The sequence below is a fragment of the Pseudomonas sp. ICMP 460 genome, from assembly GCF_002723595.1.
GTDB lineage: Bacteria > Pseudomonadota > Gammaproteobacteria > Pseudomonadales > Pseudomonadaceae > Aquipseudomonas > Aquipseudomonas kitaguniensis.
In genome coordinates this window covers 16,955-32,391 of the sequence record NZ_LKBR01000020.1, presented here as the reverse complement: position 1 = coordinate 32,391, position 15,437 = coordinate 16,955, and the positions used below count along the sequence as shown (strand labels likewise).

The following is a 15,437-nucleotide window of genomic DNA, read 5'->3' as shown; positions in this document are numbered from 1 at the left end:
ATGAAGTCGCACAACGTGAAGGTCCTGGGCAGCCTGCTGCTGGCGGTGGCGTGGGGTGTGCACGCCGAGGATGGCTGGGATATCGAGGGCATGAACGGGATGCTCAACATCACCGGTTCCATGCATGAAACCCCGTGCAGCCTGCAGATGACATCCCTGAACCAGACAGTTGATCTGGGCGCCGTGACCACCAGCCAGTTGCAGCGGCCCGGCGATCAGGCAACTGCGGTGCCCTTTCAACTGCGGTTTGAGGATTGCCACCGCACCGCTGGCAGCATTCGCAGTGAGCGCACCGGGAACCTGACATGGAGTGCTTTTCAACCGGTGCTCTCGGTGGCGTTTTTTGCCCCCGCCGATGCCGATGATCCGCGCCTGGTCAAAGTACAAGGCATCACCGGCATGGGCCTGCGCTTGACCGATGCGCTGGGGCGCGACGTACAGCTGGGCGCACGCGGCGAACCGCTGGTGTTGCCCATAGGCGGCAGCACCCAGGTGTGGAAGGTTCAGCCCACGCGCACCGCTGCACCGTTGACCAGCGGCGCATTTCGGGCCGTGGTGGGTTTCAGGCTGAATTATGAGTGAGGGCGCAACGATGATTAAGTCAACCGGCTCGCGCGGCCTGCTTATCGCGGGCGCGCTGTTGTGGGCCGTCAGCCAGGACGTGCAGGCCGAGACCAGCCTCACCATTCGTGCGGTCATCATCGCGCCGCCGCCGTGCGTGATTAACGCCGGCAGCACGCTGGATGTGCCGTTCGGCAACGACCTTCTGACCACACGCATTGACGGCGTTAACTACCGTCGCGACGTGCCGTATACCGTCACCTGTGATTCGCCTTTCAACAACGCGATGAAGCTCGAACTCAAGGGCACCGGCGCCGCGTTTGACGGCCGTGTACTGGTGACCCGCAAGGCGGACCTTGGGGTCAAGCTGTTCGTGAACGATGCCGACTGGCCGCTGAATACGCCCGTGAACTTTACCCATCCGAACTTCCCGGTGGTGCATGCGGTGCCCGTCAAGCGCGCGGGCAGCACGCTGACCGCAGGGGCATTTGATGCCGCTGCGACCCTCGTGATTGATTACCAATGAAGCCGATCACTCATAAAGAGAAGCCCCTCATGAGATTTTGGCAGCCGCAAGCGGTGTGTTCCCTCAGCCTTTGCGGGGGTGCCTGGGCCAACCTCACCTTCAGCGGCACGCTCAACGAGCCGCCGCCTTGCACGATCGATGCTGGAAACACCATTGAAGTGGATTTTGGTGATGTCGGGGTCAAGCGCGTCGATGGCGAGAAATACCGGCAGGGCGTCGGTTACCTCATCAGTTGCGGCGCCGACACGCTTCCGTGGTTATTGAAATTGAGTATTAACGGTACGCCAACCACCTTCGACAGCTCAGCGGTGCAGACCAACGTGCCGGCACTGGGCATTCGGATTTTTCAGAACAACCTGCCGTTTCCACTGAATACGCCTCTGGACATAAGCCTGTCGTCACCGCCGACACTGGAAGCGGTGCCGGTTAAACAGCCAGGCGCAACCCTGGCCCCCGCAAGCTTTTCGGCGGTGGCCACGCTGTTGGCCGAATACGAGTAGGAGTGACGTCTATGCGACATGCAAGGGTTCATCAGGGTGGAGCATGTGCCGGGCTGGCATTGCTGCTTGCGGTTGGCCTGGCGCCGACCGCGCAGGCGGCGGATAACCTGCGTTTTAAGGGCAACCTGGTTGAAGAGGCCTGCACTATCCGGCCCGGCGACGAGGCCATCACCCTGGAACTTTGGGACCTTACCAGCAAGCACCTCTACATCAACACGCGCTCGGTGGGTAAGGATTTCAAGCTGCATCTGGAAGACTGCGACACCACGATTGGCAACACGGTCACCATCACCTTTGGCGGCACCGAAAACATCGCGCTCCCCGGCTTGTTGGCGCTGGACGGTGCCAGTGTGGCGTCAGGTATCGGCGTGGGCCTGGAGACACTGAGCAACAAACCGTTGCCCTTGAACGCGGTCAGCGACGAGCAGGTGTTGAGTAATGGCAGCAATGTTATCGAGCTTAAAGCCTATGTGCAGGGTGAACCGCAGGCCATCAGGGATCAGACCATCGGGCATGGTGCGTACACAGTGACCTCGACGTTTACGCTGGATTATCCGTAAGCACCCATTGGCCGAAAACGGCCTCAAGCAAACCTCGAATCTCTGCTGGGCGGCTGTACGTGACGGGCTGAATGCTCGTTGTGGGGTGCCTGAGTAGAGAAGCAGTGAGAGATAAAATGAAACGACTCTATGGCGCCATTGTGCTTCTTGCCTTGATGGGCGTTACGACGACCGCGCAGGCCGTCGATTGCCGGGTCAATGGAGGGCCGTGGCAACAAGGCAATCCCAACCTGCAGGTACCGGTTACGGTCACCCTGACCGCAGACCGCACTCGCATCATGCTCGAAGGAGCGAGGTTGGAGTGCCGGTTTACCCCGGATGGTGGCCCACCGTCGCGCGAAGACTATTGGGCAACCGGTAGTGCAGCAGGCACTCCCTGGACCCCTGGCCCCAAGTTCAGCGGCGAACAGACCGGTTTGCGCATCAATGGGTCGTTCCAAAATACGCCGGTTGCATCGGGTATACGCGTGATCACCATACCCAACAACGGCGTGTTTTATCCGATCAACGTCACCCCCTACATTCTGATTCGTAACTACCCGGCTAATCCGTTCGACGTTCGAATAGGCGATAACCTCGGCCTGTTACGCATGACCAGTTCGAACAACTACGATGGCACCCGGCCGCAACTTACCGTCACGTACACCGCCGCCAACAACTTCACCGTCTCGCCATCCACCTGCGCGATCAATAACAACAATCCCATCGAGATAGACTTCCGTGAAGTGCACCAAAGGGCAATCGGCAGCGACCCGCTGACCACCACCATCACCAGAAACCAACGGCTTAACTACGCCTGCCCGGACGGCGGGATCAACACGCCGATCACCATCACCTACAAAGGCAGCCCGTCGTCGTTCGACCCGCGCTTGCTGGTGATGACCAATCCGGACGTGGGCACGGCGATGCTGCGTGGCGGCGCTGCGGTACAAGTCGGCCGCTCATTCCTCACGAACATTACCAACAGTGTGGGCAGCGATGACGTGACGTTTGCGCTTGTTCGGCGTGCGGGGTCGCTGCCGGCGACGGGCGCTATAAGCGGCAGTGGTGTGCTTGTGATGGGGGTGCCATGAGGGGCTGTAAGTTTGTTCTTACAGACCGCGCTATTAATTAAATTATTCTGCTGAGTGCGCAAGTAGTCTATCTCTTACAGTTATATTTAAAGTTCTGGCAAATTGCCATACTCTTCCTATGTATCTTGGTGTTACACGGCTACATCAATAAGCGAATTAGACGGCTTACTGGCATGCGATTTAACGAGACACTTACCTGGCGTCGAACGGGCTCCTGCTGTGCAACATGTGGTGCAACAGGTTCAGGTGCCCATTTTTTGATAACGGAAACAGGTAATGACCATGTTCAAGAAGTTCGCAGTTTTACTCCCTTTGGCTGTTGCAGCGCTGGGCTCTTCGGCAGTGATGGCCGCCAATGATGCCAGCACCATTATCAACATCCGCGCCGACATCCCGACCAAGCAGTTCCACGCTCAGCCGCTGGACCCCAACTTCGGTCGCGACGAGGTCATGAACTACAACACCATAACCGAACAGTTGAGCCAGCTGTCGACCGTGTACAGCCTGAAAAACAACGCAGGTTCGATTGCCGCCTACCTGCAGGATGGCCCCGCGTCGCTGAGCAACGGCAGCGACTCCATTCCTCTGACCATCTCGTTGGGCAATGTGACGTTGACCGGCACCGCTCAGGAAGTGGCTGGCGAGGCCGAGTCCGATCCCGGCCTGCAAAAAACCATGCTGATCAAGGCCGCCAAACCGACTACAACGCAAACCGGCCTCTACACCACAGTGGCCACCGTGATCTTCGATAACGTGCCCAAGGCACTCAGCAACTAAGGCCCTGCCTTATTGAAATCGCCGGCCGCAGCCTGTGGCCGGCTTTCAACCCGTGTGTGGTTCGCCAATAGAGTATCGAGTTCATGTTCCCTTTAAGACCCCTCGTGACGGCGATAGCGCTGGCCACCTGTTCGGTCGTTATGGCCGCGCCTGATAACACCTATACGCCGCGCAGTTTGCTGGCCCAGGCCAAAGGTTTGCCTAGCGATTTCGAAGAACACTTTTTCGATGTGCCATTGGCTGTGCGGGTCGAACGCGATCAACAGTTCGTGGGTGAGGCGATGATTGTGTTGACCCGGGATGACCGGCTCACGCTGCTTGAATTCACCGACTACAGCGACAGCAAGGTCACGGGCACCGAACGTGATACGTGGGAGAGTTATCTCAAGGCCGGTATTCCACTGGGAACGTGCACCACTCGCTGCCCCGAGCAACTGTTGGCGGTGCATTACAACCTGGCAAACTCACTGGTCTCGATTCTCACCGAGAACGCCGAGCGCGACACCACGCCTCAGCAGTTCTACACCCAACCCGACGACGGCAGCACCGGGCTGATCATCAATAACCAACTGAACCTCAATGGCGGGCAGAACCAGGACCTGGGGGGGCGTTTCGGCGTCGAAACCAGCAGCAGCCTGGGCAACTGGAGCCACACCCTGAATTTTCAACTGGCACGCCTCGGCGGGCCGGACACCCAGCTGTACCACGCGCTGTATTCGGCCTATGCACAGCGCGAGTTCGAGGGCCAGTTTTTGCGCCTCGGGTATTTCACGCCCAATTCCGAAGGCCTGAACCGCCTGCCGCGTTCGTTCGGCGCAGCGCCCGACGTCGCCGTCGGGGTGATGGTCGGCAGCTCCGACAGCCTGGCGATGAACAACCCCAAGCCGAGCATCTACCCGATCTATGTGACCTCCAACCGCCAAGGCTCGGCCGAGGTCTACCGCAATGGCCTGCTGATCAACACCCAGCCAGTACCGGCCGGTTTGCAGACCCTCGACACGCGCCCGCTGCCCGGTGGCATCTATGAAGTGGAAGTGCGCCTGATCGAAGACGGCCAGGTCACCTCCACCAGCCAGGAGCTGGTGTACAAGCCCAACAACTGGCGCAACCACGACGAGCGCTGGCGCTACAACCTGTTTGCCGGGCGTGAAAGCACCTTGCTCAATAACTGGGAGCAGCGCGACAAGGGCGACATGACCGCCGGCGCCTCGCTCAACTACCTGTTGCACCCGCGCGTAATCGTCGGTTTGTCGGGCCGTCAGGTGCAGGACCGTTTGCAGTTGGGCAGCTCCATCGACTGGACCCTGGCCCAGAGCGCCAGTGTGTATGCCAATGTCTACCAGACCCGCGACTACGGCACCGGCCTGGACGTGCAAGGGCTGTACAGCTACGGGCCGGGCAGCGTGATCGTGAGCCACAACCGCAGTTGGCTCGACACCCGCGACACCTACGAAACCCTGCCCGACGGCACCCGCCTGCGCCAGCGCAACACCTTTGTCGGCCAGACCAGCACCTCGTCGCTGTCGATCAACCATCGCCTGGCCAACCGCAATTCGATCAACGCCCGCGTGTCGCACAGCCAGGGCAATGTCGAAGGCGTGGGCCTGGACCTCGGCTGGACCCGCCACGACACGCTGTTCGGCAGCGATGCCAACTGGCGTTTGTCGCTGTTCGATCGAGCGTCCAGCAGCAACACCGGCAACAAGCGTAACCGTGGCGTCGACCTGACCCTTAACCTGGCCCTCGGCGGCCCCGGCGAAAGCTGGTCGGGCAGCATCGGTTCGCGCACCGCGCGCGAAGGCCAGCGTGACAACAACGCCTCGCTGACCTACCGCAAAGACCTCAAGGACCACGCCCTGCAAAACGTCTCGGTCACCGCGCTGACCGATGTTTACGGCGTGGGCCTGTCGAGCATGACCAGCTTCGCCACCGACACGTTGTCGGGCGATGCCTTTGCGCAACGCTCCTCGTACAACGGTGATTTAACCGGTGGCCTCAACCTCAACAACACCCTCGCCATCGGCGCGCAAAAAATGGTCTTGACCAGCCAGTACCACGGCAGCGGTTCGGGGATGATTATTGATGTGGAAACCGACGTAGAAGGCATCGCCCTGCGCGCCGATGACATGAGCGGCGGCAGCATGGCGCTGCGGCCGGGGCGTAATTTTGTGCCGATTACCGCGTACAAGAGCAGCTCGGTGGCCTTCGATTTTGAAGGCAACCACCCACCCGCTGCGACTATCCAGCCGGCGCGCACCGCGTACCACCTGAACAAGGGCGGCGTGGACTATCGCAAGATCAGCGTGATGCGCACCGTCACCGTGCTGGGCCGCTTGCTCGGCCCCGACGGCCAGCCGCTCAAGGGCCATCACATCATCAACCACGCCAGCCGTGGGGTGAGCGAGGTTGATGGGTTTTTCTCGATGGAAATGAACGCCGGTTCGCCGACCCTGGAAGTCAGGCGCGGCACCGAGTTGCTCTGCCAGTTCCGCCTCGACCCGAGCAAGGCGCGCAGCGAGAACGATGTGCTGATGATCGGGGAACTGCGCTGCACCCCGGATACCTTGGCCGACGCCACCTTCACCCCTAAAGCTGCAGGTTGATGCCCATGTTGTTGAAAAGACGATCCACACACTGTCGTGTCGTGAAGCTGGTCGGCGCAGCGTTGTTGTGGAGTCTGGCGCTGCCGGTCAGCGCCGCTACGCAAGAACTGTGGGCTGTGTTTGCGCCGGATTCGCAAAACCCGCTGAATAACAAGTTCACCAATAAAACAGAGCAAAGTGGCGTCTGTCCGTGGCACATACCCGCAAGGTGCGAGCAACTGGGGATTTTCAGTATCCGCACCAGGGACATCACCTTTAGCTCGAATGCGCCCATGCTGTTCAACCCCACTGGCCCGGCAGATCCACGTAGAAGCGTGATGTACAAGTTGCCCTCCGAGTGGCGCAGGCTGGAAGTAGTGTCAGAGACCGGGGAGAGGGAAACTGTCGAAGTACGCATCGCGGGAATCGGTGGTGGGGCAACCGTCGGCCGTCCTGCAACCTGGACGGCGTGGGGGCCTAGAAACTGGAACTACGCGCCACTGCCTTGTCTGGGCACCAACTACCTTATAGGCGACTCCCAATCTGTGCTGTGGTTTTGGTTGGTGCCTGAGGGTGCTGGCGCCTGCAATCTTGTGCTCCAGATGGATGTGCCCTCTGTGGACTATTTCCAGCTTGAGTATGCCTATGAGTTGAAAACCCCCAACCCGCTGACCATGGGTGTCGGCACTTATCGGGGCTCCATCGCCTATTCGGTAGGCCCGAATCAGGATTTCGATTTTGGCGACATCATGATCCCCAGCGACAACACCCTGGTGTTCAACTTTAAGCTGGACGTGGTGCACATCCTCAAAATCGATATTCCGCCCGGCGGCAATAATGTCGAGCTGGTGCCCCAGGGCGGCTGGCAGGCCTGGCTCAACCGGGGGCGCAAACCTACCCGGTTGTTCAGGGACCAAACCGTCAACGTCTTCGCCTCCTCACGCTTCAAGATGCAGCTCGATTGCCAGTACGCCGAGGCCGACAACACCTGCCGGATCGTCGACAGCGTTTCCGGCGAGTCGGTGCCGGTGAACGTCAGTGTGACCTTGCCCCACGGCATCACCGACGAGGCTGGGCGCCCGGTCAATCGCCGGCCGTTGCGCCGCGACGGCGTCGGCACCGAGTTGTTCCAGCCCACCCAGTACGTAGACCGCAAACCCAGCACCCTGCATTTCGAGATCGAGCGTGACGAGGTCGAGAAGATGCTCAAGGTCGGCGAGTCGCGGACGTACTCGGGCAATGTCACGGTTATCTGGGATTCAGAAGTCTAGCGGGTTGGTTTCAGGTAAATAATCGATGAGGTGTAAAGCAATGAAAAGCGTAGCGGTTGTGTTGGGCATGTTGATGGTTTCCCTGACGGCTCAGGCGGGTCCAAGCATTAATGTCGGGGTGGTGTACGACTACCTCGACGGCGACAAAAGTACCTACCTGAAACGCATTTTCAACGGTGGCACCAGCACCGCATTTGTGAAGGTCGAGATTCTGGAAATTCTCTATGACGCGCAGGGCGTGGCCAAGGAAGTACCGCTGAAGTCCCAGGCCGACAGCAACGCGCGTGACGGCCTGATGGCCAGCCCGGCGCGGTTGATCGTACCGGCCAACGGCATGCAGGGCACACGCCTGTTGTTTTTGGGCGAGCGCGGCAGCGAGCGCTATTTCCGCGTGCGATACATACCGGTGGTGCCGGAAAAAGAGGACGCCTTCGCTGTTTCCGAAGAAGAACGCGAGGCCTACCAAAGCACCTTGCAGGCCGGGGTCAGCATATTGGCCGGCTACGGCACGGTATTTTTTGTGCGGCCAAAAAACACCCGTTACGACACGCAGGTTGAAAACGGCGCCGCCCACTACAGGGTGCGCAATAACGGCAACAGCGTGATCGAGGTCGACGAGTTTAAAAACTGCGTGGTCGGCAAAATCGATGACTGCTACCCCACCACCAAAAACCATGTGTTGCCGGGGCGCACGTTCTCTTTCGACAAGCAAGCGGGCCGCGAATACACCTTCAAGCTCGTCGAAGGCGAGGCTCAGAAAAACCATGCGGTGAAAGGATGAACCGGCAGATGCTGCCGTGGCGCTTGCCTGCAGTGCGGGTGTTTTGCGTGCTGGCGTCGTTCAGTGTCGAGGCGTTCGCGGCCCGTGAAGAAGCGGTATTTCAGGTGTCGGTCACGGTGCCCACCAGCGACTTTTTTGTACTGCCGATCAGCCCGGGGTTTCTGGAGCGCGAGCAGGTCATGAGCTACAACCCGGTGACCGAGCGCCTCAGCACGTTGCGTGAATACTTTGATGTGAAAAACGTGCTGGGCGGCATCAATGCACGCCTGGGTTTTGAGCCGGTGCTGTCCAATGGCCGCGACCTGATCCCGCTGGCGGTCACCTTCAACGGCCATCGCCTGGAGCTGATCGAAACACTGGTGGTGCCGGAGGCCGAGGCCAAGGCCGGTAAACGTGTGCCACTGGAGATCGCCGCCATGCCGCCCGAAGGCGGTTATGTGAGCGGTGCCTATAACGGCAGCGTGCAAATTATCTTTGATGCCTTGAGGCCTTGAGGCTTCTGCCCGACCGATGAGAAATGTAGACATGAACCTGAAAACATTGAAGAAAACAGTTGTTGCGGCAGGAATAATAGGTGTGCTAGGGGGGGGGGGGGGGGGGGGNGGGGGGGGGGGGGGGGGGGGGAGCGCCGATACCCAATTAATCACGGCGCTGTTTAAGCCCAACCCCGCGCAACCTCGCGACAATAAATTCCTCAATACCACCGCGCAAAGCTCGATTTGTTTGGCGCACATACCGGCGCAGTGCAAGGCACTGGGTATTTTCAGCCTGCGCTTCGAAAGCTTTGGCGCAAGGTCCATGGCGCCGGTATTGGCCAACCATGCAGACCCGCGCGCCGGCGCCTATTTCAAGGTGCCGTCATCGTTCAAAGATGTCGAGGTACGCAACACCCGAACCGGGGAGTTGGAAATTGTGCAGGTGCGCATCGCGGGTGTCGGGTCGCTCTGGCGGCTACCACGACCACCGGGTGTGTCGGCATGGGCGCAACCCGGGGTTGGTTGGGATAACCAGTGGCGGTTCGCACCAAGCCCGTGTGTAAGCACCGGGCACCTGGCGGCATCGACCACCTATGCCTCATTTTTTTGGGTCGTGCCCCAAGATGCTGGCGCTTGCAGCCGTGTGCCCTCGGTCGACATTCCCTCGTTCGACTACTTCAGCCTGGAGTACGCCTATGAATTGGTCACGCCCAACCCGTTGACCATGTTGTCGGGGCAATACGTGGGCAGCACGAGTTACACCTTCGGTGGCATGGGCGCAGATTTTGACTTTGGCGATAACATGGTCGTCAGCAGTGATGCGGTGGTCACGCTGGACTTCATCCTCGACGTACAACATGAGCTGCGGGTGGAAATCCCCCCCGGCGGCAACGCCATTGAGTTGGTGCCTCAGGGTGGCTGGCAAGCCTGGCTGAACCAGGGGCGCAAACCCACGCGGTTGTTCCGTGACCAAACGTTTAATATCTCCAGTTCGTCGCCTTTTACCATGCAGATGAGCTGTGAGTACAGCAACGGTGCAGGCTGTGACTTGGCCGAAACCACCACCGGCAGGCGGGTTCCACTGCACGTTGCGGTGAGCCTGCCCGCAGGCTTGACAGATGACAGTGGCCAGGCCGTCAAACGTCGGCCATTGCGGCTGGACGGCTCGGGAACCACCTTGTTTCAGCCCAGTTACTACGTGAACCGCGGCCCCGGCACCCTGCATTTTGAGGTGGTGCGTGAAGACGTCGAAAAAATGCTGGTGCCGGATGTCGAGGCCACGTATCGCGGTAATGTGACGGTGGTGTGGGACTCGGAGGTTTAAGCCCAAAACGGCTGCACCTCCACCGGTGGCAAGCGGGCTTGCCACCGGGTCATGCCCGGGTGCTTGAGCGTGCGTTCAAACGGCCGGTTGTGACGGCCCCGCGATGGGCAGGTGTTGTGACAGCCCCAGCCGGTTAACCCGCTCTGCAACGGTCGCAATTTTCATCCTGAAAGTGCCCTGGGGCGTTATGTATTTATCCCAGGAGTCGGTGTGAATGTTGTTGTCCAAGGCAAATTTCACCACGGCCTTTCGGTTCCGGTTCTGTGGTTGAAGCCACAACTGATGCCAGTCCCGAAAATGCTGGTCGGTGATCGCCGTTCTCACCCCCGAGCGCAACCGTTGTAGCCGTATCACTCTGGCCAGGCCCTTGACGGTCATCTTGCCGTTCTTCGAAATGTAGGCCGTCCACACAAAGGGATTAATGTTATGGGCTTGCCTGAAGGCCTTCGCCGCTTGCTGGGTTGGGTCATCCAGGCCAACCCAGGTCATGAACAGGCGGTCTGTGAACTGCGCATGCGCCTGCGGGTTAAGGCGTGCCTGGCCCGTTGCGTTTATTTGGCCGGTCAGTTTTACAAATTTGTTCCAGGTACTCAGCGGAATCGCGCGTGCATGGATAAAACTGCTGGCGTCGAGTACCGGGAGCGGGTCAGGTAACTGGGCATTGGCGGCCACATGAGCCTCCCATTCTCTAAGCGCCAGGGTGATTTTACTGTCGGCTTTCGGCGCGCCGCCGGGCGCACGTTGCAACGTGTCCAATGACCAGAATGTGTTCGGCAGCTTGCGCAGCCTGAACGGCGTGAACCCGCCGCTGGGCGTCAGCACGGGGGCGACCAACCCATTGCGATCGTAGAGATTGAACGCGTCCTGAATTCGAAACACCTGCTCTTTGCCCGCTTCACTGGTGCTGCGTACCAGCAAGGTTTTGGCAGCGTCGGGCGTGCGATAGATACCCGTGCCTTCGGCCAGCGATGAACCGGCCGGAATACCGCCTTTAACCACCAGGTGGGCGCTTTCTTCAAGGAAGGCCTTCTGGTAACCGGTAAGGTCAGGCAGCGGTGTGCGCCTTGCCGGCCTGAGCAGCAGGTGCAGCGGCTGCAGGCCAACGTTTGCCGACCGCGCAGCGCCGGCAACCGTGCTGGTGGCCGTTGCGACCTCGAACAGCACCCGCCCCGCGACCCCGCGGCGCACAATCAAGCCGGCAATGCTTTGCCCCAGGCTGCGCACGCTGTGCACCGTGGTGCGTGCCACTTTGCCGACCCAGCCAAACGCCGACGCCGCCAGTTGCCCGCCCCAAGGGAAGCCGGCCAGTACGGTGCTGACCACGTCCACGCCGAACATGACTTTGTTGAACGTGGCCTGGTCGTTCAATTCCTCGTTGGTCACGCTTTGCGTGTCGGCGTGGTCCAGCAGGTGCAGGTAGTTCTGCCGGTACAGCGCGGCCAGTAGGTCGCCTGGGTGTGCGGCCAGGCGATGGTTCAGCAAGCGCGTGTTGGCCGGTAAGCGCTCGCGCAAGTAAGCCCGCCAGGCCGGGCTGCGCATCAATTTGACGAGTGCATCAAGGCTGGCGATTTCCCTGAGTGGCAAGCCATCGGGTGCGTGCGGTGTATACAACACACACATCGCATCGGCGGCGGTTGAGAGCAGCATAACCCCGTTGACGGTCTGCCCGCCGCGGCCCTCGGGCGCTTCACTGGCCGGGTTGAACATCAGCGCATTGGCGATCACTGCGTGCCCGTCAACCGGCTGGCGTGCCTCGGGGTGCGGTGCGGCCAGCACGGCCGCCATCCAGGCTGCGCCTTTTTTTTGCAGGTTGTCGCTGGCCGTTGGCGTGGTGTAGGCATCCGGGCTCAACCGGGCGGCCACCGCCGCGTAGTCCAGCGCCGCCTCCTGGCTCGCGATCCAGGCGCTTTTCAGGGCCTGCGCAGACGCCGTAGTGGCCGTCGGGGCGAGGTGAGTTTTGAGCACAGTTTCGGTGTACCGGTGGCCCACATTCAGCGCTTTGACCCACGCCTCCAGCAGGTCTTTATCCAGGGTGATGGCTTTGCCCTGAGCGTCCGGCACCCAGCCACCTTGCGCGGTGATCAGCGTGGCTTCCAACTGGTCGTCTTGCGTCCAGGAAAGGCTGCGGTCCCACGGCTGGGTGTTTTTCAGCAGCAAGTTGGTCAGGCTCATGGAGGTGGGCGTGACGTTTTCATGCAGTGAGCCAAAACCCGCACCAGCGGTGATGCGGGTTCGGCTGGTTCGGCTAACCAGGGTCTGGTCCGGGTCAACGCCTTGCGCGGGGTAGTCGGCCCTGGGCTTGCCGTCCGCGCCTTGCTCTGCGAGGAATGCGCGTATCTTCAGCACCACCTGTTGCCGGGCATACTCGGCCAGCGTGGGGATAAGCGCCTTCCATTGCTGGCCCAGCGCGTCCTGTTTCAATTGTGCGTCGTACGCCGAGTCCAGCAGGGCTTTCTGGTCCGCAGGGTTCAAGCGTTTTTCCCAGTCGGGGCGCCAATGCTCAAGCAACCGTTGGTTGCGCGCCATGAAGGCTGCGGCCATGTCCAACAGTTCCACCAGTGCCTCGCGGCCATTGCGCTCGGTCTGCGCTTCACCCTCGGTCAGGCCCAGCAGCGCCTGAATGTCGGACTGTTGCTTGTTCAGCAACGCCTGAATGCTGTCGACAACAAAGTCGTCTTCGATCGGCGCAAAGGTGTCGTGCAGGTCGCTGCTCCACAGCCCGGTTTTGGTATGTTGCACCGACAACGGCAAGCCGCTGACGAACAACCTGCCGCTGTCCTCACCGGCATTGATGCGTGCTTTCAGCGCGTCTTGCAGGGCGTGCAAAGTCGCAAACGTTTCAAGGCCCTGGTCCGGGGTAAACAGCACCACCGGGCCTTCGCTGATGCTTGCGCCAATGCCATGGGTGCTGAGGTTTTTGTGCCCGTAGGGCCAGTGCGGGCGTACCGGGCTTGAGCCGTCACTTGGGGTCAACACGAAGCTGCCGGCCAGGCGCGCACCGTCAGCGCTGCCGGTGTTGACGCGCAACTGATAAACGCCAGGGCGGGCGCCGTGGTTGAACCCAGCCTCACGCCGGGCCTGGGTCGGGTAGTTCAGCGCGCGATCAATCAACAGCTTTGCGTTCGGGCTCAGGGTGTTGTCGGCATGGCGCAGGCGCGCCTGCACATCCAACGCCTGACGCAAGACCTGCACCAGCCTTATCTGTGGGCAGACCATTTGCGGCGCGATGGGGGTGCGCCAGTAATGCCTGACCTGCGCGCCCAGCCCGGCTTGCAGGGCTTCGGCCAGGCCTGGCAGCACGTCGTAGTGGGCGATTTGTTCGGCCTCACCGAAGGCCGTGGCGCTGCTGAAGAGGCTTTCAGCGAAGGTGTCGGCAGCGTCTGTCTGCGCGGCGTGCGCCTCATCATCATCGCCGTCCAGCGTGACGTTTTCCCACAGCAAAAAGTCCTCAAGCGCCTCGCGCAAGGTACGCGAAGCGTCGAAGTGGCGCTGCCCGGCGCTGTCGGTGCGGTAGCGATTCACATACAAGCCGCCCAGCAAGGTGGCGTCGGGCAGGTGTGCGAAGGTCTCCTTGAGCAGCGGCGTCAGCACACGGTCCAGCGTGGGGTGGTGGTCATCGGTCAGCACATAGTCGAATTGCTGGTTGACCGCGTTCCACAGCTGTATCAGTTGGGTTTGCTGTTCGCTGTGCGGCGGGGTATGGGCGACGGCGGCGCCGTGCATCGTTTGTGTGGGGTCCGGCAGGCGCGCTATCAGGCTTGGGCAACCCTTCAGCGGCAGCGCGAGGGCGCTTGCCAGTGCGTCTGCCAACGCCTCGAAGCTGGCGGCGGGCGTGCTGAACGCCTGGTCAATGTCAGTTTCTTGCTGGTCACGCTGGGTTTGCAGGCACTGGGTGAACAATGGCCCGTTGAGGGTGACATAGCGCAGGTGTTGCCCACCGCTTAACACGGTACTCGCACGCGACCGCTCGCCGGCCGGGAGGTTGGCGAGCAGCAGGGCTTTGTCGGGGCCAGCGACAAGGCGCCTGCGCAAGGTGTTCTCCATGGCGTTGAAATGCTCGAACATCTCAAGCCCCAATTGCGGGGTGTAGAGCGCCACCGGCCGACTCGTGTGCAACCGTTCGGCGAGCACAAAACAGCCGCTGAGCGTCGCGCTCCACTCAGGCTGCTCGCCTGCGTAAAGGGTTATCCCGGCGGCCAGCATGCGTGCGGGGTTGCCCGAGGTTTCATGCAGCACCTGGTTCTCGATCAACTGCCGCCCTTCGGTCACCACCTGCAAGCGTGCCTTGGCGGTGGCCACGGCTGTTTGCGCTTGAGGGTCGGCAGGCCGCTCCTCTAGGGCCAGGTGCGCCTCGGTGAGCTGTTGCCGGGTTTCGGCCAATTGCAGGTCCGCTTCCAGACAAAACAGCCGACGCTGTTTTTGATTCATGTCGGCATGCACGCTGAGTGCGCCAGTGCTCAAGTGCGGCGACGCCCAGAAGTCGTCGAGTGCGCGCTGGTACAGCGCCGCGCTGTCGTTTTGCAACGTGTCGATCAGCGTGTTGAAGGGCTCAACCTGCAGCGCCGTAATATCGCCATCGCGGCCCGTGCTGTGAGCGTTTCGATAGAACCCTACGGCTTGGGTGACACTGCCGGTTGGCGGCGCTTTGGCCAGTTGGGTCGGCACAGTTTGAGTGGCGATGGCGTCTTGCAGCACCTGCGTCAGGTTGCGCGTGCGGGTGAGCCGCGCCACCGCGGCAGGCGCATCGCCTGCCGCGGGCGTGGGGGTGTCGTAAACGTATTCGTTGAGGAACACCGCATCCGGGTTGAGTGGGGTGTCGGGCAGCAGCAGTGCCAGGGCCTGACGCAGCTCGGCGGCAATCACCGTGGCAAACACCGGTTGGGCATCCAGCAGGTGCGTGATGCCGGTGGTGCAGGTGGCCAACTGGCGCAGCAACTGTTGGGGGGAGGGCGCAGGGAGTAAACGCATTGCCTTGATTTCCTGTCGTAAGGGCTTGAGCGCTACAC

Annotated in this window: 12 protein-coding genes; 11 read left to right on the top strand and 1 reads right to left on the bottom strand. The window is 60.9% G+C overall.

Going from position 1 to position 15,437, the window contains the following annotated elements; translation table 11 throughout:
* From AO240_RS15145 to AO240_RS15095, 11 genes are all read left to right on the top strand, one after another.
* Entirely contained in the window at positions 1-582 is a 582-nt protein-coding gene (locus AO240_RS15145) for a fimbrial protein (protein ID WP_099237152.1), read from the top strand.
* A gap of 10 nt (positions 583-592) precedes the next feature.
* Positions 593-1,087, top strand: a complete 495-nt coding sequence (locus tag AO240_RS15140) for a fimbrial protein (RefSeq protein WP_099237238.1) — start codon at positions 593-595, stop codon at positions 1,085-1,087.
* Between the two features lie 29 nt (positions 1,088-1,116).
* Entirely contained in the window at positions 1,117-1,587 is a 471-nt protein-coding gene (locus AO240_RS15135; RefSeq protein ID WP_099237151.1) for a fimbrial protein, read from the top strand.
* 11 nt (positions 1,588-1,598) lie between these two features.
* On the top strand, positions 1,599-2,147 hold the full coding sequence (locus AO240_RS15130) for a fimbrial protein (RefSeq protein WP_099237150.1): 549 nt from the start codon (positions 1,599-1,601) through the stop codon (positions 2,145-2,147).
* 116 nt (positions 2,148-2,263) lie between these two features.
* Entirely contained in the window at positions 2,264-3,220 is a 957-nt protein-coding gene (locus AO240_RS15125; protein ID WP_099237149.1) for a fimbrial protein, read from the top strand.
* 276 nt (positions 3,221-3,496) lie between these two features.
* Complete coding sequence (locus AO240_RS15120; RefSeq protein ID WP_371918634.1) at positions 3,497-3,997, top strand: CS1 type fimbrial major subunit; 501 nt, start codon at positions 3,497-3,499, stop codon at positions 3,995-3,997.
* An 83-nt stretch (positions 3,998-4,080) separates the two neighbouring features.
* On the top strand, positions 4,081-6,600 hold the full coding sequence (locus tag AO240_RS15115; protein ID WP_099237148.1) for a CS1-pili formation C-terminal domain-containing protein: 2,520 nt from the start codon (positions 4,081-4,083) through the stop codon (positions 6,598-6,600).
* Positions 6,601-7,181: 581 nt separating this feature from the next.
* Positions 7,182-7,850, top strand: coding sequence for a hypothetical protein (locus AO240_RS29340; protein WP_371918633.1), 669 nt, complete (start codon positions 7,182-7,184; stop codon positions 7,848-7,850).
* Positions 7,851-7,890: 40 nt separating this feature from the next.
* On the top strand, positions 7,891-8,631 hold the full coding sequence (locus tag AO240_RS15105) for a pilus assembly protein (RefSeq protein ID WP_099237146.1): 741 nt from the start codon (positions 7,891-7,893) through the stop codon (positions 8,629-8,631).
* Complete coding sequence (locus AO240_RS15100; RefSeq protein WP_256585960.1) at positions 8,628-9,125, top strand: CS1 type fimbrial major subunit; 498 nt, start codon at positions 8,628-8,630, stop codon at positions 9,123-9,125. Before AO240_RS15105 ends, AO240_RS15100 begins: the two co-directional genes overlap by 4 nt.
* A 229-nt stretch (positions 9,126-9,354) precedes the next feature.
* A complete protein-coding gene (locus AO240_RS15095) occupies positions 9,355-10,431 on the top strand; it encodes a hypothetical protein (RefSeq protein WP_099237144.1) in 1,077 nt (358 codons plus the stop codon).
* A gap of 75 nt (positions 10,432-10,506) precedes the next feature.
* On the opposite strand, the gene AO240_RS15090 is transcribed toward AO240_RS15095, so the two are convergent.
* Positions 10,507-15,399 carry a hypothetical protein gene (locus AO240_RS15090; RefSeq protein WP_099237143.1) on the bottom strand — a complete coding sequence of 1,631 codons (4,893 nt, stop codon included), beginning with the start codon at positions 15,397-15,399 and terminating at the stop codon, positions 10,507-10,509.
* Positions 15,400-15,437 lie beyond the last annotated feature (38 nt).

Excerpts from the sequence above, each read along its gene's own strand:
- AO240_RS15145 (WP_099237152.1), top strand. The coding sequence starts at position 1 with ATGAAGTCGCACAACGTGAAGGTCCTGGGCAGCCTGCTGCTGGCGGTG.
- AO240_RS15140 (WP_099237238.1), top strand. The coding sequence starts at position 593 with ATGATTAAGTCAACCGGCTCGCGCGGCCTGCTTATCGCGGGCGCGCTG.
- AO240_RS15135 (WP_099237151.1), top strand. The coding sequence starts at position 1,117 with ATGAGATTTTGGCAGCCGCAAGCGGTGTGTTCCCTCAGCCTTTGCGGG.
- AO240_RS15130 (WP_099237150.1), top strand. The coding sequence starts at position 1,599 with ATGCGACATGCAAGGGTTCATCAGGGTGGAGCATGTGCCGGGCTGGCA.
- AO240_RS15125 (WP_099237149.1), top strand. The coding sequence starts at position 2,264 with ATGAAACGACTCTATGGCGCCATTGTGCTTCTTGCCTTGATGGGCGTT.
- AO240_RS15120 (WP_371918634.1), top strand. The coding sequence starts at position 3,497 with ATGACCATGTTCAAGAAGTTCGCAGTTTTACTCCCTTTGGCTGTTGCA.
- AO240_RS15115 (WP_099237148.1), top strand. The coding sequence starts at position 4,081 with ATGTTCCCTTTAAGACCCCTCGTGACGGCGATAGCGCTGGCCACCTGT.
- AO240_RS29340 (WP_371918633.1), top strand. The coding sequence starts at position 7,182 with ATGGATGTGCCCTCTGTGGACTATTTCCAGCTTGAGTATGCCTATGAG.
- AO240_RS15105 (WP_099237146.1), top strand. The coding sequence starts at position 7,891 with ATGAAAAGCGTAGCGGTTGTGTTGGGCATGTTGATGGTTTCCCTGACG.
- AO240_RS15100 (WP_256585960.1), top strand. The coding sequence starts at position 8,628 with ATGAACCGGCAGATGCTGCCGTGGCGCTTGCCTGCAGTGCGGGTGTTT.
- AO240_RS15090 (WP_099237143.1), bottom strand. The coding sequence starts at position 15,399 with ATGCGTTTACTCCCTGCGCCCTCCCCCCAACAGTTGCTGCGCCAGTTG.